Origin of the sequence: Kribbella lupini, assembly GCF_039529595.1 — a bacterium.
Classification (GTDB): domain Bacteria; phylum Actinomycetota; class Actinomycetes; order Propionibacteriales; family Kribbellaceae; genus Kribbella; species Kribbella lupini.
Genome location: NZ_BAAANC010000001.1, coordinates 1,635,705 through 1,657,458, shown reverse-complemented (window position 1 = coordinate 1,657,458; position 21,754 = coordinate 1,635,705). Strand labels below are relative to the sequence as shown.

Annotated in this window: 16 protein-coding genes; 4 read left to right on the top strand and 12 right to left on the bottom strand. The window is 71.3% G+C overall.

What is annotated here, in order from left to right; translation table 11 throughout:
- Positions 1-5: 5 nt before the first annotated feature.
- The 3 genes from ABD235_RS07575 to uvrC are packed head-to-tail and all read right to left on the bottom strand — an operon-like array spanning position 6 to position 3,906.
- Positions 6-947 carry a gluconeogenesis factor YvcK family protein gene (locus ABD235_RS07575; RefSeq protein ID WP_344171380.1) on the bottom strand — a complete coding sequence of 314 codons (942 nt, stop codon included), beginning with the start codon at positions 945-947 and terminating at the stop codon, positions 6-8.
- Positions 944-1,810 carry an RNase adapter RapZ gene (gene rapZ / locus ABD235_RS07570; protein WP_344171378.1) on the bottom strand — a complete coding sequence of 289 codons (867 nt, stop codon included), beginning with the start codon at positions 1,808-1,810 and terminating at the stop codon, positions 944-946. The genes ABD235_RS07575 and rapZ overlap by 4 nt, the downstream gene beginning before the upstream one ends.
- A gap of 5 nt (positions 1,811-1,815) precedes the next feature.
- Positions 1,816-3,906 carry an excinuclease ABC subunit UvrC gene (gene uvrC / locus ABD235_RS07565; protein WP_344171376.1) on the bottom strand — a complete coding sequence of 697 codons (2,091 nt, stop codon included), beginning with the start codon at positions 3,904-3,906 and terminating at the stop codon, positions 1,816-1,818.
- 95 nt (positions 3,907-4,001) lie between these two features.
- On the opposite strand from uvrC, the gene ABD235_RS07560 reads away from it, so the two are divergent.
- From ABD235_RS07560 to ABD235_RS07550, 3 genes are all read left to right on the top strand, one after another.
- Positions 4,002-4,412, top strand: coding sequence for a DUF6194 family protein (locus ABD235_RS07560; protein ID WP_344171374.1), 411 nt, complete (start codon positions 4,002-4,004; stop codon positions 4,410-4,412).
- Between the two features lie 138 nt (positions 4,413-4,550).
- Entirely contained in the window at positions 4,551-5,939 is a 1,389-nt protein-coding gene (locus ABD235_RS07555; RefSeq protein ID WP_344171372.1) for a S8 family peptidase, read from the top strand.
- A 105-nt stretch (positions 5,940-6,044) separates the two neighbouring features.
- Positions 6,045-7,274 (top strand): S8 family peptidase, encoded by a 1,230-nt coding sequence (locus ABD235_RS07550; protein ID WP_344171370.1) that lies wholly within the window; start codon positions 6,045-6,047, stop codon positions 7,272-7,274.
- Positions 7,275-7,454: 180 nt separating this feature from the next.
- Here ABD235_RS07550 and ABD235_RS07545 read toward each other — a convergent pair whose 3' ends face one another.
- The 6 genes from ABD235_RS07545 to eccCa all read right to left on the bottom strand — a co-directional run bounded on the left by ABD235_RS07545 (position 7,455) and on the right by eccCa (position 16,529).
- Positions 7,455-7,976, bottom strand: coding sequence for a Rieske (2Fe-2S) protein (locus ABD235_RS07545; protein WP_344171368.1), 522 nt, complete (start codon positions 7,974-7,976; stop codon positions 7,455-7,457).
- A gap of 207 nt (positions 7,977-8,183) precedes the next feature.
- Entirely contained in the window at positions 8,184-9,665 is a 1,482-nt protein-coding gene (locus tag ABD235_RS07540) for a MinD/ParA family ATP-binding protein (protein WP_344171366.1), read from the bottom strand.
- A gap of 9 nt (positions 9,666-9,674) precedes the next feature.
- The gene (gene eccD, locus ABD235_RS07535) at positions 9,675-11,000 is read right to left on the bottom strand and encodes a type VII secretion integral membrane protein EccD (protein WP_344171364.1); all 1,326 of its coding nucleotides are present in this window, start codon (positions 10,998-11,000) and stop codon (positions 9,675-9,677) included.
- A 52-nt stretch (positions 11,001-11,052) separates the two neighbouring features.
- Positions 11,053-12,099 (bottom strand): DUF6177 family protein, encoded by a 1,047-nt coding sequence (locus tag ABD235_RS07530; RefSeq protein WP_344171362.1) that lies wholly within the window; start codon positions 12,097-12,099, stop codon positions 11,053-11,055.
- Positions 12,092-12,508 carry a hypothetical protein gene (locus ABD235_RS07525; RefSeq protein ID WP_344171360.1) on the bottom strand — a complete coding sequence of 139 codons (417 nt, stop codon included), beginning with the start codon at positions 12,506-12,508 and terminating at the stop codon, positions 12,092-12,094. Before ABD235_RS07525 ends, ABD235_RS07530 begins: the two co-directional genes overlap by 8 nt.
- Before the next feature lies 1 nt (position 12,509).
- A complete protein-coding gene (eccCa, locus tag ABD235_RS07520; protein WP_344171358.1) occupies positions 12,510-16,529 on the bottom strand; it encodes a type VII secretion protein EccCa in 4,020 nt (1,339 codons plus the stop codon).
- A 101-nt stretch (positions 16,530-16,630) separates the two neighbouring features.
- Here eccCa and ABD235_RS07515 point away from each other — a divergent pair, with 101 nt between their 5' ends.
- Entirely contained in the window at positions 16,631-17,521 is an 891-nt protein-coding gene (locus ABD235_RS07515; protein WP_344171356.1) for a hypothetical protein, read from the top strand.
- Positions 17,522-17,599: 78 nt separating this feature from the next.
- Here ABD235_RS07515 and ABD235_RS07510 read toward each other — a convergent pair whose 3' ends face one another.
- The 3 genes from ABD235_RS07510 to ABD235_RS07500 form a co-directional block, all read right to left on the bottom strand.
- Entirely contained in the window at positions 17,600-17,950 is a 351-nt protein-coding gene (locus ABD235_RS07510; RefSeq protein WP_344171354.1) for a hypothetical protein, read from the bottom strand.
- A 25-nt stretch (positions 17,951-17,975) separates the two neighbouring features.
- Positions 17,976-18,449, bottom strand: a complete 474-nt coding sequence (locus tag ABD235_RS07505) for a hypothetical protein (RefSeq protein ID WP_344171352.1) — start codon at positions 18,447-18,449, stop codon at positions 17,976-17,978.
- A partial coding sequence (locus tag ABD235_RS07500) for a toxin glutamine deamidase domain-containing protein (RefSeq protein ID WP_344171350.1) occupies positions 18,449-21,754 on the bottom strand: 3,306 nt, incomplete at its 5' end. The genes ABD235_RS07500 and ABD235_RS07505, both read right to left, overlap by 1 nt.

Below are 21,754 nucleotides of genomic sequence, written 5' to 3'. Positions count from 1 at the left end.
CCGGGTCAGGCGAACAGCTCGCGGTAGACCTTGGCCAGCTTGGCCGGGTCGTGGTGCAGCAACTGGTGGTCGTCGGCGATGTCGGCGATCACCAGTTCGGCGCCGAGGGAGGCCGCCGTACGACGTAAGGACGCCGGATCGGGGACATGCTCCTCGTCGGCCAGCACCACGTCGATCCGCAGCTCGGGAGCGTGTGCGGCGAGCACCTCGAGATGGGTCTCGGGCGAGAACCCGTCGGTCTCACCTTTCTGCTCCCCCAGGTTCAGCGTGACCAGGCGTCGCGCGCTCGTCTGCTCCAGCCCGCGACACAGCGCCGGCACCAGCAGGTTCGGGATCACCGAGGTGAACCACGACCCCGGCCCGACGACGACCCAGTCCGCCTCGGCGACGGCGACCAGCGCCTCCGGGCAGGCCGGCGGGTCAGCAGGGTCGAGCGCGACGTCGACGACGTGCCCCTCGGTCGTCGCGACCTCGGTCTGCCCGCGGATCTCGGTAACCGCCTCGGGATGCAGCGGATCCAGCCCGATCACCCGGGCCGTGATGTCCAGCGGTACGGCGGACATCGGCAGCACCCGCCCCTGGGCTCCGAGCAACCGACCGACCCAGTCGAGTCCGTCGACGGCTTCGCCCAGCAGTTCCCACAGCGCGACGATCAGCAGGTTCCCGACCGCGTGGTCGTGCAGGGCGCCGTCGCTGCGGAACCGGTGTTGCAGCACGTCGGCCCACGTCCGGCCCCACTCGTCGTCGCGGCACAGCGCGGCCAACGCCATCCGCAGATCGCCGGGCGGCAGCACGCCGAGCTCCTTGCGCAACCGCCCCGACGACCCGCCGTTGTCAGCGACCGTGACGACGGCGGTCAGCTGGTCGGTGACCTGCCGGAGGGCAGACAGAGATGCGGCGAGGCCGTGCCCGCCACCCAGTGCGACGACTCGGGGAGTCCTCGTCACTCCCGCCCCAGATCTCTGTGCACCACCAACGTCGGTGACCCCTTCTCCCGCAGCCGGCGCCCGATCTCCTCGGCCATCGCGACGCTCCGGTGCTTCCCACCGGTGCAGCCGATCGCGACCGTGACGAACCGTTTGCCCTCGTTCAGATAACCGGTCCGCAGGGTGTCCAGCACGTCCACGTAGTTCTGCAGGAACTGCTGGGCCAGCGGATGACCGAGGACGAAGTCTGACACAGGTTTGTCCTGCCCGGTCATCGGCCGCAGGTCGGGCTGCCAGTACGGGTTCGGGACGAACCGCATGTCGGCCACCACGTCGGCGTCGACCGGGATGCCGTACTTGAATCCGAACGAGACCACGGTGGCCCGCAGCTCGGCGTTCTCCTCGTCGCCGAAGGCGTTCACGACCTTCGCGGCGAGCTGGTGGATGTTCAGGTTGGAGGTGTCGATGACCAGGTCGGCGCCGGCCCGGATGTCGCCGAGCAGCGCGCGCTCGCGCTGGATCCCGGTCAGCAGCCGGCCCTCGCCCTGCAGCGGGTGCGGGCGCCGGACGCTCTCCTGGCGGCGCACGATCACGTCGTCGGAGGCCTCCAGGAACAGCACCTGCGGGCGGTACCCCTTGGTCCGCAGGTCCTCCAGCGCCGAGCCGAGCTCGTCGAAGAACATCCCGGTCCGGACGTCGACCACGACGGCCAGCCGCGGCGACGCCCCGGTGCCGACCACCTGCTCGACGATCGTGGTCAGGAACATCGGCGGCAGGTTGTCGACGACGAACCAGCCGAGGTCCTCCAGCACGTCCGCGACCGAGCTCCGGCCGGCGCCGGACATCCCGGACACGATGATCAGGTTGCCGTTGGACTCGTCCATCAGATTCAGTTCTCCCCGTTCGGCGGACCGGCGGGCCCCGGTCCGTCGTCGTCCAGTATCTCGCCTGTGGCGGTGTTCACCGATGGCGCCCGGCCGGAGTCAGCCTTCGTTGCCGCGGCGTTCACCGCAAGGACCACCGACTCCGCCGTACGGCGGCCGAACCCGGGCAGCTCGGCGACCTCGTCGATCGTCGCGCCGCGGAGCTTGCGCAGTGAACCGAAGTGCCGCAGCAGCGTCTTGCGGCGGACCTCGCCAAGACCCGGTACGTCGTCCAGCACGCTTTCCACCATCGACTTGGACCGCCGGTTGCGGTGGTGGGTGATGGCGAACCGGTGCGCCTCGTCGCGCAGCCGCTGGAGCAGGTAGAGCCCCTCGGAGGTCCGGGAGAAGATCACCGGGTCCTCCTCGTCGGGCAGCCAGACCTCCTCCAGCCGCTTGGCCAGGCCGCAGACCGGGATGTCGCCGAGGCCGAGCTCGTCCATCGCCTGCCGCGCGGCCGCCACCTGTGGTGGACCACCGTCGACGACGACCAGGCCCGGCGCGTACGAGAACTTCTTCGCCCGTCCGGTCTCGGGGTCGATCAGCGCTGCGGCCGCGTCCCGCTCGTCGTCGCCGAACGCGCGCGGCGCATCTGCCGAACCATCACCGGCGTCGCCTCCCGAGTCGTCCCCCGCGGCGGTCCCGCCGAGCGTGGCCCGCTCGTCCAGCAGCCGCTTGAACCGCCGGGTCAGCACCTCGGCGATCGAGGCGACGTCGTTCTGCCCCTCGACGCCCTTGATCACGAACCGCCGGTACTCGCTCTTGCGCGGCAGGCCGTCCTCGAAGACCACCATCGAGGCGACCACCTCGGTGCCCTGCAGGTTCGAGACGTCGTAGCACTCCAGCCGCAGCGGCGCCTCGGGCAGGTCGAGCGCGGTCTGGATCTCCTCGAGCGCCTGGTTGCGGGTGGTCAGGTCGCTGGCCCGCTTGGTCTTGTGCATGGTGAGCGTCTGCAGCGCGTTGCGCGCGACGGTCTCCATCAGGTCCTTCTTGTCGCCGCGCTGCGGCACCCGGATCGCGACCCGGGACCCGCGCCGCTCGGACAGCCAGTCGGTCAGCGCCGTCTCGTCGTCCGGTACGACGGGCACCAGGATCTCCCGCGGGATCGCGTCGGCGCTCTCGGTGGCGTACATCTGCTGGATGAACCGCGAGACCAGGTCGCCGGTGGTGGCCGTACCGTCGGCCTTGTCGGCGATGAACCCGCGCTGACCGCGGATCCGGCCGCCGCGGACGTAGAAGATCTGGACCGCGACCTCGAGCGGGTCCTCGCTGAGCGCGACCACGTCGGTGTCGGTGCCGTCGCCGAGCACCACCGCGTTCTTGGCCAGGGCCTTGTCCAGCGCGGACAGGTCGTCGCGGATCTTCGCGGCCCGCTCGTACTCCAGCTCGGCCGCGGCCGCCTTCATCTCCTTCTCCAAGCGCCGCACGTACGTCGCGGTCTGCCCGGACAGGAACGCGGAGAAGTCCTCGACGATCTTGAGGTGCTCCTCCTGGCTGACCTGGCCGGTGCACGGCGCCGCGCACTTGCCGATGTAGCCGAGCAGGCAGGGCCGGCCGATCTGGCGGTGCCGGTTGAAGACGCCCTTGCTGCACGAGCGCATCGGGAAGACCCGCAGCAGCAGGTCGACGGTCTCCCGGATCGCCCAGGCGTGGCTGTACGGGCCGAAGTACCGCACGCCCTTCTTCTTCGGGCCCCGGCCGACCATCACCCGCGGGTACTCCTCGTTGAGGGTGATCGCCAGCCACGGGTAGGACTTGTCGTCCCGGTACTTCACGTTGAACCTCGGGTCGTACTCCTTGATCCAGGAGTACTCCAGCTGCAGCGACTCGACCTCGGTCGAGACCACCGTCCAGTCGACCTTCGCCGCGGTCGTCACCATCGACTGGGTCCGCGGGTGCAGGTTCGCCAGATCCTGGAAGTACGACGACAGCCGGGCGCGCAGGTTCTTCGCCTTGCCGACGTAGATCACCCGGCCGGCGGCGTCGCTGAAGCGGTACACCCCGGGCGAGTCGGGGATGGAGCCCGGAGCGGGGCGGTAGGACGATGGATCAGCCACCGCACCACCCTAGTTCGCCCCGCCGACAACGCTCGCCGGTCCTGCCGGTACCGCGCAAAAGTCTCTACTGCAGCTTCAATGAGACGCTTGAAGGCATGAACTTCGACCAGTACCTCGACCGGCCCGGCGTCCGGACCCTGACCGCGAACGGCGACACCTTCTGGATCTACGACCCGGCCGGCGATCTCCCGCCGGAACGGCAGATGCCATGGGCCACGCTCGTCACCTCCGACGCCTACGACTCCGCCTCGAACCTCGACCGCCCAGGGGTCGAGCGGCTCAACCTCGGCCTGCCGAAGGCCGACTACCTCGAGCTCTTCCCGGCCGTCCCGGACGACGTCGACCACACGGCGCTCGACGTCGTGATGCCGCACCCGGTCTACGCCCCGCAGTACTGGATCTGCGTGGTCTCGCCGTCGGAGGCGACGCTGAAGGAGCTCGAGCCGCTGACCGACCTGGCCTACCGGTTCGCCGTCCGCAAGTACGAGAACTTCCGGCGGCGTTGATCCTCGAGAGCTGAAATCTCGGCCGGGCTGAGATCGTGTTACGGCTTCCGCTCTGCTCCCGGTCGGTGGCGCCGCCGTCCGGGTGGGCGGATCTAGCGTCGACGGTGACCCGCTGTGTGCCGAGTCAGGGAGTCACCGATGAAGCCGTTCACCACCTCGCGCGCGCTGACCGGCGCGCTCACCGCAGTCCTGGTCTGCGCCTCGGCCCTGCCCGCGGCCGCACGGGTTGCCCCGGAGACCGACCGCTTCGCGCCGCTGATCCTGGAGGCGAACTCACCGACAGCGGTGCCCGGCAGCTACATCGTCGTCCTCAGCGGGACGCCGTCGGCCGACATGACCCGGGCCACGAACCGCAGCCTCGCCTCGACGTACGACGTGACGGTACGCCGCGAGTTCCACGCGTCGGTCCGTGGCTTCTCGGCGGCGATGAGCGAGGAGAAGGCCCAGCAGGTCGCCGCCGATCCCCGCGTCGGCTTCGTCCAGCAGAACCAGGTGCTGAAGGCGACCCAGGACGATCCGCCGTGGGGTCTGGACCGCAGCGACCAGCGCACGCTGCCGCTGGACGAGAAGTTCGTGTCCGACACGACGGCCGGCACGGTGCACGCGTACGTGATCGACACCGGCATCTACGCCGAGCACAAGGACTTCGGCGACCGCGCCTCGGTCGGCACCGACACCCTCGGCGACGGCCAGAACGGCGTCGACTGCATCGGGCACGGCAGCCACGTCGCGGGCACCATCGCCGGGACCAAGTACGGCGTCGCGAAGGCGGCGAAGGTCGTCGGCGTCCGGGTCCTCGACTGCTCGGGCAACGGGACGACCGAGTCCGTGGTGGCCGGCGTCGACTGGGTCACCGCGAACGCGGTCAAGCCCGCCGTCGCGAACATGAGCCTCGGCGGCGGCAGCGACCCGGCCCTGGACGCGGCGGTCAAGGCGTCGGTGGCCTCCGGCATCAGCTACGCCGTTGCCGCTGGCAACGAAAGCGCGGACGCCTGCGGGGTGTCGCCGTCCCGCGAGCCGTCGGCGGTCACGGTCGGCGCGACGGACCGCAGCGACACCCGGGCGAACTTCTCCAACTACGGCGCCTGCGTCGACCTGTTCGGTCCCGGCGTCGACATCGAGTCGGTCGGCATCGCCGGGCCGGAGGCCACCGAGCTCAAGAGCGGCACCTCGATGGCCACGCCGCACGTCGCGGGGGCGATCGCGCTCTACCTGGCCGACAACCCGACCGCGACGCCCGAGCAGGTGACGAAGGCCCTGCTGGACGCGGCGACCTCGGACGCGGTGAAGGACGCCGGGACCGGTTCGCCGAACAAGCTGCTTTACCTGGTGCCGCCGACCCCGGTGACCCCGCCCGTCACTCCCCCGGTCACGCCGACTCCCACACCGACCCCCACCCCGACACCGACGCCCACGCCGAGCGAGACGCCCGTGGTCACCCCGAGCACCACCCCGGTCGGCACGCCGAGCCACACGTTGCGGTCCCCCGACGGTTCTGTTGCGGATGGCCCCATACCTCGGAACTGATCACCGGTTGGGATGAGCGGCGAGCACGGTCTGTCACCCAGGGTGTACGGCAGGACCGAGCGTGAGGCATCGGGCCACACGCACTTGCAGAGGGAGATACCGCCCATGTCCCCAGTCACCCCATCCCGTCGTACCAGAGCAGTGCTCGGTGCGGCCGCCGCTTCCGCGCTGGCCGTGTCGGGGCTGGTCGCCACCGGCGTCGCGAGCAACGCCGACGAGCCGAGCGCCGCGACCGTCCGCGGCGCCGGCAGCGCCACCGCGATTCCCGGGAGCTACCTGGTCGTCCTCAAGGGCGAGCGGTCGGTCGCGGCGACCAAGGCCACCACGCAGAGCCTGGCGGCGTCGTACGACGCGACCGTGCGCAAGCAGTTCAGCGCGTCGATCCAGGGCTTCTCCGCCGCGATGAGTGAGGACCAGGCGCAGAAGCTGGCCGGCGACGAGCGGGTCGCGTTCGTGCAGCAGAACCAGCGGATGAAGTCCAGCCAGGACAACCCGCCGTGGGGCCTGGACCGGTCCGACCAGCGCGACCTGCCGCTGGACAAGAAGTACACCGGCTCGTCGACCGCGGAGAACGTGAACGTCTACGTGATCGACACCGGGATCTATCCCGACCACAAGGACTTCGGCGGCCGCGCCTCGGTCGGCACCGACACCGTCGGCGACGGCAAGGAAGGCATCGACTGCGCCGGGCACGGCAGCCACGTCGCGGGCACGATCGCCGGGGAGACCTACGGTCTGGCCAAGGGCGCGAAGGTGTTCGGCGTCCGCGTGCTCGACTGCGCGGGCTCCGGCTCGACCGAGTCCGTGGTGGCCGGGATCGAGTGGGTGACCGCCAACGCGAAGAAGCCGGCCGTGGCCAACATGAGCCTGGGCGGCGGCGCCGACGCGGCGCTCGACGCCGCGGTGAAGGCGTCGGTCGACTCCGGGGTGACCTACGCCGTTGCTGCCGGCAACGACACCGCGGACGCCTGCGGCACCTCGCCGGCCAAGGAGCCGTCGGCGATCACCGTCGGCGCGACCGACGACGCCGACGCGAAGGCGTCGTTCTCGAACTTCGGCCAGTGCGTCGACCTGTTCGCGCCGGGCGTGGACGTCGAGTCGGTCGGGATCACGGGGCCGGACGCGACCGACACGATGAGCGGTACGTCGATGGCCACGCCGCACGTCGCCGGCGGGGTCGCGCTGTACCTGGCCGACCACCCGGACGCCACGCCGGCCGACGTCGCGACCGCGCTGCTCGGGGCCTCGACGCCGGACAAGGTCGGTGAGCCCGGCGCCGGTTCGCCGAACAAGCTGCTGTACGTCGGCGCCGTCGACCCGGCAGCCCAGAAGTAGCCGCGTCGCCCGATCGACTTTGTGCACCCGCCAACCAGCCGAACCCCGCGTTCTCGGCCGACCGGTGCACAAAGTCGATCGTCGGCGCCAACCCCTTCCGACTTTGTGCACCGGCCAGCCGTCCGAACGCGTGATTCGTGGCTGACCGGTGCACAAAGTCGAAGGTGCGTGGGCGGGAGGTCAGGCCGAGCCGACGATGTTCCCGCCCTGCACCGAGACGGTGACCGCGGCGAGCGGCTCCGTGGCCGGGCCGCTCTTCACGCTGCCGTCGGTCGCGCTGAACTTGCTGCCGTGGCAGTTGCAGTCGATCTCGCCGTTCTCGACCTTCGCCACGATGCAGCCCATGTGGGTGCAGACCGCGGTGAAGCCCTTGTACTGCCCGGCGGTCGGCTGGGTGACGACCACCTTCGCGTCCTTGAACACCGCGCCGCCGCCGACCGGGACGTCCGAGACCGGGCCGAGCACCGGGCCGCCCGCGCCGGACGGCGCCGACGACGGTGCCGAGGAGGGCGCGTCCGAGGGGGCGGAGCTGGTCTGGGTACTGCTCGGCGTACCGCCGGCGTCGCCGTCGTCACCGCACGCCGCGAGCAACGGCACGCTCACGCCCGCCAGCCCCACCACGGCGGCACCGCGCAGCACCGATCGGCGGTCCCGCACGTCTGCGATCACCCGGTCGAGCTTGGCCGTTCTGTCGTCGCTCATGAATCTGGACCTCCGTGAGCTGGATGTAGTTGAACGCTCTGCTACCTGCTGTTCTACCCGACCCGGCCAAACCTGGTCGTACCAGGAGGAACGGCCGGACCAGCGGATCGGTTCAAGTCCGGCGGAAAACTTGTTCAACGGCGGGCGCACCCTTCAGCAGGCCGTGCGCTCGATGGCCGGCGCGCCTTCCACCCGTGCGGCGCGCTGTCAACGGGTCGCGCGCTCGACCAGCCGGGCGGCCATCTCCAGCGCCGCGCGCCGGGTGGCCGGCTCGAGCATCTCCGGGCGCAGCGGCCAGGCGTGCTGGAAGTGCGCGTCGTACGGGAGCACGACGTACCCGAGACCGCGGTCGGAGACGGCCGACTGCAGCCAGCGGACCGGTTCCGGGTCGTCCGGCCGGTTCTCCGCGATGATCACCAGGCCCTTCTGGACCAGCATCTGCTGGCCCTCCGGGGTGAGCTGGTCGAGCTGGGCGATGCTGGCCGGCGCGTCCTCCCGCGCCGACGGGATCACCACGGCGACCGCGTGCGACGAGCCGGCGACGTACGCCGTGGCCTCGTCGAACAGGCCGGCCGGGCAGTCGACCAGCGAGATCGGGATCTGGTTCGCGCCGCCGACGTTCCGCGACGCCAGCACGTCGCTGATCGCGTCCGCGGTCGACTCGGCGCGGGCCAGCTGGACCCGCGAGTTCGGCGTGTTCGCGATGCCCTGGTCGAGCCGGTGGGTCAGCTTGCCCTCGAGCGGGAACGCGTCGACCGCCAGCACGATGTCGCTGCGCTGCGAGGCGATCGTGTCGGCCAGCAGCGCGGTCACCGTCGACGTCCCGCTCTGCGGAACCGGGCCGAGCACGCCGATCATCCGGCCGATGCCGATCGGGCGGCGGATCACCGCGATGTTCTCGACGTCGCGCTGCATCCGGCCGGAAGCGCCGGCGATGAAGGCCGCCTCGGCCGCGAACCGGCCGACCTTGCGCAGGAACCCGCCCGGCTTCTCCTCGTGCTGCAGGCCGACCGTGTTCGTTGCCATCGGCAACGCACCGCCGAGCGGGTCCTGGTACTGCGGCGTGTACGCCTGGCGTCCGGGACCACCGTCGGGCATCGGGTTGTCCCAGCCGCTCGACCCCTGCGGCTGCGGCGTGTTCCAGCTGCCGTCGCCCTGGGGCTGCTGCGGTGGGTACTGCTGCTGCTGTGGCTGGTACGGCGGCTGCTCGTACTGCTGCACCGGCGGCTGCTGGTACTGCGGGTACGGCGGCTGCTGGTACTGCTGCTGTTGAGGCGGCGGCGCGTATTGCTGCTGAGGGGGCGGCGGTGCGTACTGCTGCTGCGGTGGCGGCGGGTAGTACGGCGCCTGCTGCTGGTACGGCTGCTGCTGCGGAGGAGGAGGCGGTTGCTGCCACTGCTGCTGGTACTGGGGGTTCGGATACTGCTGCTGAGGCGGCGGACCAGGCTGCTGCTGAGGGTGCTGCGGCGGGTACTGCTGCTGCTCGTACTGCGGGACCTGCTGCTGCGGAGGCACAGGTGCACCCCACCCACCGCCGGTCGGCGCGGGCGGAGGCGTCATCGTCTGCTCCACCGGCGCCTGCGCCTGGTGAGGGGTGGGCTGCTGCTGCGGCGCGGCCGGTGGACCGGCCGCCGCCGGCTTGTTGTCGAGGCGGTCCATCATGTCCGCCTGCCAGTTCGGCCCGGTCATACCATCCGATCAGAAGACATCGAGCAGATCGCTGAACACCCCGAAGGCTCCGAGCACCAACGGGACCAGCGCCACCACAGCCAGCACCTGGATCTGGTCCAGGACCTGACCGAGCCGGACCTGCACGTGGTCCTGCGGCGTCCAGGAGAGACCGAAGCCTCCGACCATGGCCACCACCACGAGTAGTCCGACTGCTACCAGTGTGCCACCCACCGACTGCTGGGACAGATCCTGGACCAGCGCGGCGATCACCACTCCGGCCGCGGCGAACAGCCCGAGCACCTCCGCGGCCAGCGGGTACAGCCGCGACCGGGAGCACAGCAGCAGCGCCAGCAGGGCCGCGATGCTCACGGTCCAGGCCGAACCGTGCAGCGCGAGCACCAGCCCCGCGGCGGCCGACCAGAGCGCGATCGCCGTGGCGGACAGCGCCAGGCCGACGTGCGCCGCGTTCAGCGCCGCCTCGACGTCCGGGCGGGCGATCTCGTTGCCACGGGCCCGTACGTCGTCCAGCGCGGTCAGCCCGGACAGTGACAGCGCCAGCCGGGGCAGTACGCCGAGCAGCAGGACCGCGACCACCGCGATCAGTGCGCTCAGCTTGTCCGCGGAGACGCCGGCGCCGACACCGATGATCCAGATCACCGCGAAGATCATCGCCGTACCGCCGCCGACCAGACCGCCACCGGCCAGACCGGCCATCGCGAACAGCAGCGGTCCGACGCCCAGGGCGAGAGCGACGATGCCGCCGCGCATCGGCACCGACCAGTCCTCGGACATCCCGAGCGACCAGGCGACGATGGCGAGCAGGACCGGCGTGACCACCAGCAGCGTGATCGCGGTCGCCCGCTGGTCGGCCCGGCCCAGCACGACGCCGCCGAGACCGGTGATGATCGCGACGACCAGCAGCACGAAGGCGGCGACGTCCGGCTCGGTGGCCCGGACCAGGGCGATCGCCCCGGCCAGCAGGGCGAAGATCAGCGCGGCGCCCGCGGCCCACTGGCGGTGCTTGCGCTGGAAGGTGGTCCCCCGTCGTTCGAGGTCGTCCACCGCCTCCTCGGCCACGTCGTACACGGTCGGCGGTGGCGGGACCTCGCCCTCGGCGGCCAGCCGGAGCACCGCGCCGTCACCGATCTGGGCCGAGCCCAGCGTCAGCTCCAGCGAGACCGTCTGGCCGGTCGGGGTGGTCAGGTACCGGCGCCGCGGCGACGGATCGACCGGTTCGCCGAGCATCCGGAGCAGGTCCGGCATCAACCGGCCCAACGGCTCGTCGACCGGCAGTACGGCGTCCATCTGACGCTGCCTGCCGATGATGGTCACCCGGCTGTAGACCGCAGCCACCCGTCACACCTCTCTGATCGTCACAACTACTGAGCTACTACTGCTGAACGGTTCAGGCGCCGACCGGCGCACCCGGCGGGACCAGCCGGCCGAGCAGCGCGCTGTAGACGTTCCAGTCCAGCTGGTTCTTGCCGTCGCCGATCGGGTACCAGACCGCCGGCGTACCGGACGGGCCGATCTTCACCGGGGTGATGTCGGCGACGCCGGTCAGGTCGAGCGCCTTCTCCGCGCCGGTGCCCTGCAGGGCCTCGTTGCCGACCGCCATCGCCATCGGAGCCGGTACGCCGGTCCAGTGCGGGATCGCGTTGGTGTCCTTGCCGTTGCCGCGCGCGCCCTGGGCGAAGAACGAGACCAGGGTGAACGAGTTCGCCAGCCGTTCCGCGACCTTGCGCACGGCGTCCTGCGACGGCAGGCCGTCCGGCGTGGAGACGGCCATCGTGATGACCTCCTCCAGCCCGGCCGGGCGGCGGTGGATCTCGACGGCACCGGCCGCGCTCAGTCCGTCCTTGCCGCCGCTGAGCGACAGCCAGGTCGGCTTCGGCGCCCGGCGGCGGCAGTACGCCGTGAGCTGGTTGACGTTCCAGGGCTGGGTGACCGGCTCGGCCGTCCCCCAGCCCGCCGGCGCGGCGCCGGTCAGGTCCTTGAACAGCTGCTCGGCGGCCTTGCCGACCACCGTCGTCTCCAGCGCCTGGTACCGGAACCGGGCGGTGATCATCAGCTGCCAGGGCAGCTCCAGCTCGACCGCCGCGAAGGTCGGGCTCATGTCGACCTTGTCCTGCTCACCGGCTGCGACGGCCGAGAACATCTGGCCGTCCCACTGCAGCTTCGAGCCGCCCTGCCCGTCGTACGCGCCCTCGCCGTTCGGCTCGGTCACCACCCAGCGCGACTCGCGGCCCCTGAACAGCGTGGTCCGGGCGTTGAAGGTGAGCTGCGTGGTCGCCGGGGTGACCAGCTGCAGCCCGAGGCCGTCCGCCTCCGCGGCGGCGAGCGCGTCGACCATCCACGCGGACATGCCGACGACCGGGCGGTCCTGCATGATCACGACGACCTTGTCGGTCCGGACGTCGATCGCCGGGCTGAGCTCGACCGGGTTAGGCATGCTGGCCTCCAGCAGCGTTCTGCGCGGTTACGGCAGAGGTGGGCGGGTTGAAGGGCGGCGGCACGGGCTTCCACACCCGTCCGCCGAGGCGCTCGACGAGCTTCTCGGCGTACCGGTCGGCGAGCGCGGGACCGCCCTCCTGCGGGTTGGCCCGGACCTCCATCCACCACACCGGCGTTTCGATACCGGCCAGCTCGGCGCCGAGCAGCCGCTCGACCTCACCGGGCACCTGGATCAGGATCGGCGCCTCCAACGAGGCCAGCGGGGTCCCGTCCGGCGTGCACAGCTGCAGTACGGCGCCGTCGGAGACCTCACGCACCAGCCAGTCCGGTCCCGCGGCCATCATGCCGGCGAGCACGTCCTGGTACGACGGCCTGCCGTCGATCAGCGCCACCACGTCGTAGCTCACTTCACTCCGCCTTCTGGTCGGCAGCGGACGTCGTACCGTCCGCCAGTGCGGTCTGGATCAGAGAGGGCCGCTCACCGCGCCGGACGAACAGCCCGCGGCCCGGCGGGTAGTTGCCCGGGGCGGCACCGGTGAACAGCGCGCCCTCGGCCTTGTCGCCCGACAGCACCAGGCCCGCGGTGCCGGACTCCATGACCGTGGTCAGGAACGGCTCGTACAGCGCGCGGCCCGCACCGGCGGCCCGGCGGGCGATCACGAAGTGCAGGCTGATGTCGCGGCCGGAGGCGATGTACGGCAGGAACGGGTCCATCGGCGCCTGCCCACCGCTGGTCAGCAGGTCGTAGTCGTCGGCGACGACGATCACCTTCGGGCCGTCGACCGGCGGCGGCGCCGCGTCGCTCAGGTCGTCCGGCAGCCGCTTCTCCAGCTCGCCGGCGACACCGGCGGCCAGACCGGCGCCGACCCGGCCGCTGGTCGCGTAGCCGCCCAGGTACGCGTCCGGCAGGAAGCCGCGCAGACCACGCCGCGGGTCCATCACCGCGAACACGACCTCGTCCGAGCTGTACCGGTCGGTGAGCTGCTCCATGATCAGCTTGAGCAGGTTGGTCTTGCCGGACGCGGTGTCGCCGAAGATCACCAGGTTGCCGTCGCGCTCGAACAGGTCGAGCAGGACCGGGGCCATCGCCGTCTCGTCCAGACCGATCGGCACCCGGACCGGCTCCTGCTGCGGACCGGGCATCGTCGACCGCTCCAGCTTGTGCGGCAGCACCCGGACCCGCGGCGCGACCGGACCCTGCCAGGCCGAGCTCAGCGCCAGCGCCTGGCCCTGGATCGCCTCGCTGAGGTCGTCGTCCTGCAGCAGGCTGTCCGTCCGCGGCAGCGCCAGCTGACCGAACAGCTTGCCGCGCGGGGTGAGCACCCGGCCCGGACCGGCGTTGCGCATCGTCTCCTGCAGCCGGCGGTCGATGTTGGAGTCCGACGGGTCGTTCAGGCGCAGCTCCAGCACCGTGCCGAACAAGGTCTGGGTCGCCATCCGGACGTCGCTCCAGCGCAGCATCGCGGTGACCATGTGGATCCCGTAGCTGCTGCCGCGCTGGACGAGGTCCGCGATCGGCTCCTCCAGCTCGTCGAACGTGGTCTTGATCGCGCCGTAGTTGTCCAGCACCAGCACGACGTCGGCGACCGGCAGCTCCGGCACCTCGCCCGCGGCGTGCATCGCGCGCAGCCGTTCCATCGTGTCGATGCCCCGGTCGCGGAAGACGATCTCGCGCTGGTCGAGCATGCCGCGGACCTCTTCCAGCGTCCGGCGGATCTTCTCCCGGTCGGTCCGGATCGCGACGCCGCCCACGTGCGGCAGGTCGGCCAGCGGCTGCAGACCACCACCGGCCAGGTCGATCGCGTAGATCGCGACCTCCTGCGGCGTGTAGCTGTGCGCCAGCGACGTGACCAGCGTGCGCAGGAACGTCGTCTTGCCCGACGACGGGCCGCCGACCAGCGCGCAGTGCCCACCGGTGTGGGTCAGGTCGAGCCGGAACACGCTCTGGCTCTGCTTGCGCGGGTCGTCGAGCACACCGATCGCCGGTGCCATCGGCGGCGCCGGTACGGCGTACTGGAGACCACGCGCCGCGGTCATGTCGACCGGGCCGCCGACCTGGTCCAGCGTGCAGACCTTCGGCAGCGGCGGCAGCCACACCTGCGGCACCGGCGTCGCGGCCGGCTTCACCTGGTCGACGAACACGCCGAGCACCGTCGGTCCGGTGGTGCGTTCGGTCGAGTCGTCCTTGTCGTCCTTCTTCTCGTCCTCGGCCGCGAGCTTGGCCAGGTCGGGCTGCTGGTACGGCGTGACCAGGTACGGCCGGACGGCGGGACCGTCCTTGGCCTTCTCCGCCTCGGGCACCACGCGGCCCTTGTACGGCCCGGACACGTACGCCGCGCGGAACCGCTGGTACACGCTGGTGTCGACCTTCAGGTACCCGAAGCCAGGCAGCGGCGGCAGGTGGAACGCGTCCTCGGTGTCGAGCACCGTGCGGCTCTCCTCCTCGGAGAACGTCCGCAGACCGAGCCGGTAGGACAAGTAGGTCTCCAGGCCGCGCAGCTTGCCGCCCTCGACCCGCTGGCTGGCCAGCAGCAGGTGCACACCGATCGACCGGCCGATCCGGCCGATCGACAGGAACAGGTCGATGAAGTCCGGCCGCGCGGTGAGCAGCTCGCCGAACTCGTCGATCAGCACGAACAGGTGCGGGTACGGCGGCAGCTCCGGCCGCTGCTGGCGCAGCAGGCGGTAGTCGGTGATGTTGGCGACGTTGCCGGCGTCCTTGAGCATCTGCTGCCGGCGCTGCACCTCACCGGCAAGGCTGGCGTACGCCCGCTCGGTGAGGCTCGGGTCGTCGACCAGGTTGGTGATGATGCCGGCCACGTGCGGGACGCCGTCGAACGGCGCGAAGGTCGCACCACCCTTGTAGTCGATCAGCACCATCGCCAGGTCCTCCGGCGAGTGCGTCGCGAGCAGGCCCATCACGAGCGTCCGCAGTACCTCGGACTTGCCGGAACCGGTCGCACCGATGCACAGGCCGTGCGGCCCCATGCCCAGCTGGGCCGACTCCTTCAGGTCCAGTACGACAGGCTGGCCGTGGCTGTCCACGCCCAGCGGCACGCGCAGGAAGGCCCGCTCGTGCCGCGGGACCCACATCCGCTCCAGGTCGAGGTCACCGGGGTCCTGGATCTGCAGCAGCCCCATGAAGTCGACGGTCTTCAGCGACGCGTCCTCCTCCAGCGACTCCTCCGACAGCCGCAGCGGGGCCAGCGAGCGCGCCAGGCCCTCCGCCGTCGCCAGTGGGGTGTCGTCGAGCTGACCCTCGGCGGTCAGGTAGCCACCGCCGCGCAGGTCCTCGACCAGGACGCGCCCTTCCTGGACGGTGATCCGGATGGCGACGTTGCTCGGCTCCTGCATCCGGTCCTGGACCAGGTGGAGCACGGTCACGCCCAGCTCGCCGATGCCAAGCGTCGGGTCCGCCGGGGTGACCTCGGTCGCCACGTCGCCGTACGTGTCGTGCAGGACGAGCATCCGCTGGATCATCCGGCGCTGGTCGCTGCCGAGCGAGCCGCGGCGGGCCTCGCTGGCCAGGGTGACGCGGGAGGCGATGTCCTCGCGGATCAGCTCGGCCAGGTCACCCGGCTTCGCCGCCACTCGGCGGAACGGGTGCGGGCCTTCGCGACGCTCCGGGTCGACGGTGTGCGGGAGCCAGCCGACCCACTGCCACTGGTCGAGCGCGCTGGCCGGGAAGCTCGCGGCGACCTCGAGATCCTCGGGCGCGTGGAACACGGCCGCCTGCAGCATCAGGGCCCGCGCGATCCGTACGACGCCGTCGCGGTCGCCGACGATGCTGACGTTGCCCGCGAGGTCCAGCGGGATCGTCAGCGGCATGTCCGGCATCAGCGCGAACCTGCGGGCCAGTGCCTCGGCCTCGGCCATCATGAACGGGTCCGGCGGGTCCATCATCGAGCCGCTCTGCGCGAGCGTCGCCGGGACCACAGGCATCCGCCCGGTCGCGCAGCGGACCAGCAGGAAGTCGGGGTCGCTACGGCGGCGTTCCCACAACCGGGCCGGGTCGCGGACGCAGTCCACCAGGGCGTCGGCCGGCGGGTTCAGCGCGAGCGCGGTCTTGCGGTTCTGCCGCTCCATCTTGCCGAACTCCTCGCGCAGCCGCTCGAGGTAGTCCAGGTACCGGTTGCGCTGGTCCCGGCTCTCCTTGCCGGACCGGCCGCGCTGGGAGAACATCATCCCGAACGTGCCGACCACGGTCAGCGCCAGAACGCCGACGCCGATCACCGCGGACGTCCCGGTCCGCATCGTGCTCATCATCCCGACCGAGCCGAGGACACCGACGGCCGGCATCAGGGCCTGCATCGCGTTCCCGCCGGCCTTGCCTCGCGCGCCGGGCGGCGGGGTCTCGATCACCCGCGGCTGCCCGGTGTCGATACTCCGGGTGCTCCGCGCCGGGCGGTGCACGAGTCGTGTCGACACTGTCTCTCCTCAGCTGGGCCCGACCGGCCCCTCGACTGCACGACATGAACGCCTCAGATGGCATGCTGCACCGGACTCTAGTGGAGGGGCGGCTCACACCGATGACCGAGACACCGTTCGACCCGCGGCAGGTGCTGGACCTCGTTGCCGACCTGCTGCCGGTACTCCTGCCGGACGCCGAGCTCGACCCGGCCGGGCCGATCGTCAAGCTGCGCTGGAGTCGCGGGGGTCTGGTCTCCAGTGCGGAGGTCGGACTGACCGAGCTCTTCGATCGATGCCGTCAGCAACCGAACCACCTGTGGCCGCGGACCGTCGACGACTGGCTGCGCGCCGTCGTCGCCGAGATCGGCGTCGCCACCGACGAGCACCTGTACGGCGCGGTCGCCGACCGCCAGCGGGTCACGCTGCGGCCGCAGGGCTGGACGGCGTCGTACGACAGCGTCCTGGCGGGCATGAGCGTCCCGTTCGGCCGGTACTTCGAGATCGTCTTCGGCATCCAGAGCGGACCGGACTGGCACCGGCTGACGCAAGTTCGCCGCGTCATGCACGGACTGCACCTGCCGGGCAGTCCGTCCGGTCTCGAGCTCACCCTGAACTGGCTGGATGGCCTGGTGCTGCAGGCGGTGCCCGGTACGCCGTACCAGCGCTTCACGCGCCCCGGCGACCAGACCATCGGCCTCGCGCTGGTCGACCACGAGAAGCTCCTGCCCGACGGCGGCAAAGGCCGTGGATCCGTGCTGGCGCTGCCCTCGACCGACCAGCTCGTCGTCTGCCCGGTGGACCGCACGCAGGACATGCAGGCCCGCGTCGACGAGTTCGCCCGCTGGGTCGCGAAGGAGCACGCCGATGCGGCGGACCCCTGCTCCCCCGGCGTCTACTGGCTGGTCGGCGAACTGCTCGCCGAGCTGCCGGTCGACCTGGACCGCTCCCCCGCCGTCACGCTCCCGAAGGCGCTGAAGACCCCGGCCTGGCGGCGGTTCCTCAACCGCTGAAGGCGGTCAGCGCGTCCTCCTCGGCCGGTCGGCCAGCTGCTCCGCGGCCGCCAGCCCGTCACCGACGTCGTACCGGACTCACCGGCCGATGAAGTCGTTCCACTCGTCCAGCGTGATCGCCGGACCCGGCGGCTCCGGCGGCTCCAGCCCGTCCCGCTCGGCGCGCGTGGCCTCCACGGCGTACTCCTGGGTCTCGCTGGAGTACGAGAACGGGCGCACCACGCCCTCGCCGACCAGGTACAGCTGGTTCGTGAAGCCGCCCGGCGAGCTGAAGGCCAGGAACTCCTCCACCGGGTAGACCTGCCACCCCTCCAGCGACTCGGCGTCGATCAGCTGGTCGACGTCCTCCTCGTCCTCCTGCGCGTTCATCCACTCGGCCAGCGCCTGCCGCGCGCGAGCCAGGACCGCCGGGTCGATCTCTTCCGCCATCCTCAGTCCTCTCCTCGGGCCGGGGTCATCCGGACACCACCCAACCGCGCCAGGCATCGGCATGGCGCGCGTAGACGGTCACGTGGTCCGGGAACTCGTGCACGCCCTGACCCGGCAGGTACGCCGCCACCAGGTCACTCAGATCATGGCAGAGCAGCATCGGCACGTCGGGGCGCGCCTGGACGAGCTGGTCGAACAGCAGCCGCGCCTCCTGCGCCTGGGTGCCCCCGTCCTGGCCGAGCCAGAGGTCGATCTCGACCGGGTAGGCGTCGAACGCCTGCACCTCGTCCGGCTCCGGCTCGTGGACGGGGTAGATGTTGTACTGCACCTCGTACCCGACCGTGGCGTCCGCCGTACGGGCCGGCCCGCGCAGACCGATCTCGTCCTCGTCGTCGCTCCCGTTCGGGATCGGCTCCAGCGCGAACTGCTTCTGGATCCACTCGGCGACTGCCTGCACCGACTCGCTGGTGTGCAGGAAGAGGTACTCCCGGTCCTGCATCAGGCCTCCTTCACGTAGGTGATCATCCGGCCGTCGGCCACGATGATGTGGACGGTGTCGACCATCTTCCCGCGGCCGGCCCTCGCCTGCCCGGCGGCCCGCTTGAACCCGCGCAGCGCGTCGTCCTCACTGAGGCCGATGTTCCGTCCGTCGATCACGACCTCACCGCCTTCGGGCACCTGCTTGGTGGCCCGCATGATGTTCGACTTCACCGCGATGCTGGGCTCCTCGGCGTCCTTGGCCTCCAGCGTCTTGTACTCCGTCACGACCCCCTCGTCGTCCGGCCCCTTGCGGGTCATCGCCTCGGGGTTCTTCTGGTTCTCGACGGTGTGGTCCGCCGTCCGCGCGTCGACGCGCCAGCCACGCTGCTCCACCACCGTGTCGGCGATCGCCCGCTCCTTCGGCACGAACGACCCGTCCACGTCGTTGACCACCGGCGCGAAGTCGTCGCCGAGCGCCTTGTGGTGGAAGGCCGGGTCGAAGCCCTCCTTCTTACTCACCCCGTACTTCGGGTCGGTAGGCGTCCAGTCCGGCTCCGCCGACGAACCGCCCGGCGAACTGCTTCCCCACGCGTCGTCCCGCGGAGGCTGAACCTGCGGAGAGTCGTGCGTGGGCGTGCCGGGCTGGTCGCCGTGGTGAGGCGTACCCGGCTGATCGCCGTGCGGCGGGCGATCCGGTCCCCCGTGGTGCGGAGGAGTCTCCGGGCGCTGCACGAAGTCCTCACGCGGGTCCCGCCCGGAAGCCGGCCGCTCGGGATTGAGCCGGTCGGCGATCCGGTTCGGATCACGCGGCGCCGGCGGACCGTCCGGGTGTAGCGCGTTGTCGATCCGGTTCGGATCACGCGGCGCGGGCGGACCATCCGGATTCAGCCGGTCGGCGATCCGGTTCGGATCATGCGGCGGCGCATCAGCAGGCCGCGTACGAGGACCGTCCGGATTCAGCCGGTCGGCGATCCGGTTCGGATCACGCGGCGCAGGCGGACCGTCCGGGTGCAACGTGTTGTCGATCCGGTTCGGATCACGCGGCGCCGGCGGACCATCCGGGTTCAGCCGGTCGGCGATCCGGTTCGGGTCGTGCGGCGGCGCATCAGCAGGCCGCGTGTGAGGACCGTCCGGATTCAGCCGGTCGGCAATCCGATTCGGGTCGTGCGGCGGCGCATCAGCAGGCCGCGTGTGAGGACCGTCCGGGTTCAGCCGGTCGGCGATCCGGTTCGGATCACGCGGCGCCGGCGGACCATCCGGGTTCAACCGTTCCGGAATCGACCGACCCTCTCCTGGCCGCTGCATGAAGTCTTCCCGCGGATCGCGCGGCCGCTCGGGCGCACGGTCATGCGTCGCCGGATCCCGCCGATCCATGAAGTCCTCCCGCGGATCGCGCGGCTGCTCCGGCGCACGGTCATGCGTCGCCGGATCCCGCCGATCCATGAAGTCTTCGCGCGGGTCGCGCGGCCGGTCGCCCCCAGGCGTGCGGTCGTGCGCTCCTGGCACCCGGTCCCCCGGATGCTCCGGCGTCGCGGGCCGCTCAGGCTGCTCAGGCTGCCTGGCCGGAGCCGGCTCCTGGTGCCCATCCGGCCTGCTCGCCGGCTGCTCCGGCTGCCGAGCCTGAGGCGGCTCCGGCGCATGCTGCGGCTGAGCCGGGTGCTGCGGCGCATGCGGCTGGACCGGCTGCTGCGGGTGCTGCGGGTGCTGCTGAGCCGGGTGCTGCTGCGGCGCGTGCGGCTGCACTGGTTGCTGCGGCTGAGCTGGGTGTTGTTGCGGAGCATGCGGCTGCTGCGGCGCGTGCGGCTGCGTCGGCTGCTGCGGTGCATGCGGCTGCTGCGGGTGCGGCTGGGTCGGCTGCTGCGGGTGCGGTTGTACCGGCTGCTGCGGATGCGTGGGCTGCTGCGGATGCGTGGGCTGCTGCGGCGCATGCGGCTGCTGCGGATGCGTCGGCTGCTGCGGCGCGTGCGGCTGCACTGGTTGCTGCGGCTGAGCCGGGTGTTGTTGCGGAGCATGCTGCTGCTGCGGCGCGTGCGGCTGGACCGGTTGCTGCGGGTGCTGCTGAGCCGGGTACTGCTGCGGATGCGTCGGCTGCTGCTGCGGGTGCGGCTGGGTCGGCTGCTGCGGTGCATGCGGCTGCTGCGGGTGCGGTTGTACCGGCTGCTGCGGATGCGTGGGCTGCTGCGGGTGTGGCTGCACCGGCTGCTGCGGATGCGTCGGCTGCTGCGGCGCATGCGGCTGCTGCGGGTGTGGCTGGACCGGCTGCTGCGGATGCGGCTGCATCGGCTGCTGCGGGTGTGGCTGTTGTGGGTTGTGCGGCGCCGGTGGGTGCTGCGGCATGGGCGGGTGCTGCGGCATCGGCGGGACGTGCGGCTGGGCCGGCTGGACCCAGTGAGGCTGGTGCGGGTGGTTGGCGGGCCAGGGGTTCGGCTGGAAGTGCGGGCCGTCGACCTTCAGGCTCGGGGCGAGCGGGGACTGCCAGTCGCCACCCGGGCGACGGGTCATCACCTCGAGCTCGTCGAACAGATCGGCGTACGGCGGGCCGTCGGTGATCTTGCCGGACTGCATGTCCGCCCACTTCACCTTGCCGGCGTCGTCGACGAACGCGTTGAACCAGTGACCGCTGACCTCGCCGGCCGGGCCGCGCCGGGCCCACGTACCGCCGACGATGGCGACGGTGCCGGGCGGCTGGTTGCGCAGGTCGTCGTAGATCCGCTTGTAGGCACCCATGGTGTAGGCCTTGGGGTCCTGCTTCGGGTTGACCGGGTTGCCGTGCGCGTCCCGGACCTGGATGGACTCCGGCCGGACCCCGGTGTACTCGTACATCTCCGAACGCTCACCGGGGACCGGGACCTTCTTGCCGTTCGGCGTGGTCCCGGTGCGCAGGTCGTTGTTCGCCAGGCGCGGCTCGCCACCCTGCAGGTTGTCGGCGAACGCCCGCGAGTTGTCACCACAGTTGTTGGTGGCACTGCGTGGACCACGGCCGTCGCGGAACCGCGGGTTGCCTTCCTTGATCCACTCGCCGACGTTCTTCAGCGGGTTGTCGCCGATCTTGGCCTTCAGCTTGCGCAGCCCGCGGCCGAACGGGTCCTTCGGGCTGTACCGGCGTGGCTCCACGTCGTGCCGCTGCTGCCCGGGCCGGCCGTGTGCGTGCGGCTCCACCCGCAACGGCGGCGGCTGGTTCGGCGCCTGCGGCGCGTTCGGCTGGTGGGGCGCGTTCGGCTGATGCGGCGCGTTCGGCTGATGCGGCGCGTTCGGCTGATGCGGCGCGTTCGGCTGATGCGGCGCGTTCGGCTGATGCGGCGCGTTCGGCTGATGCGGCGCGTT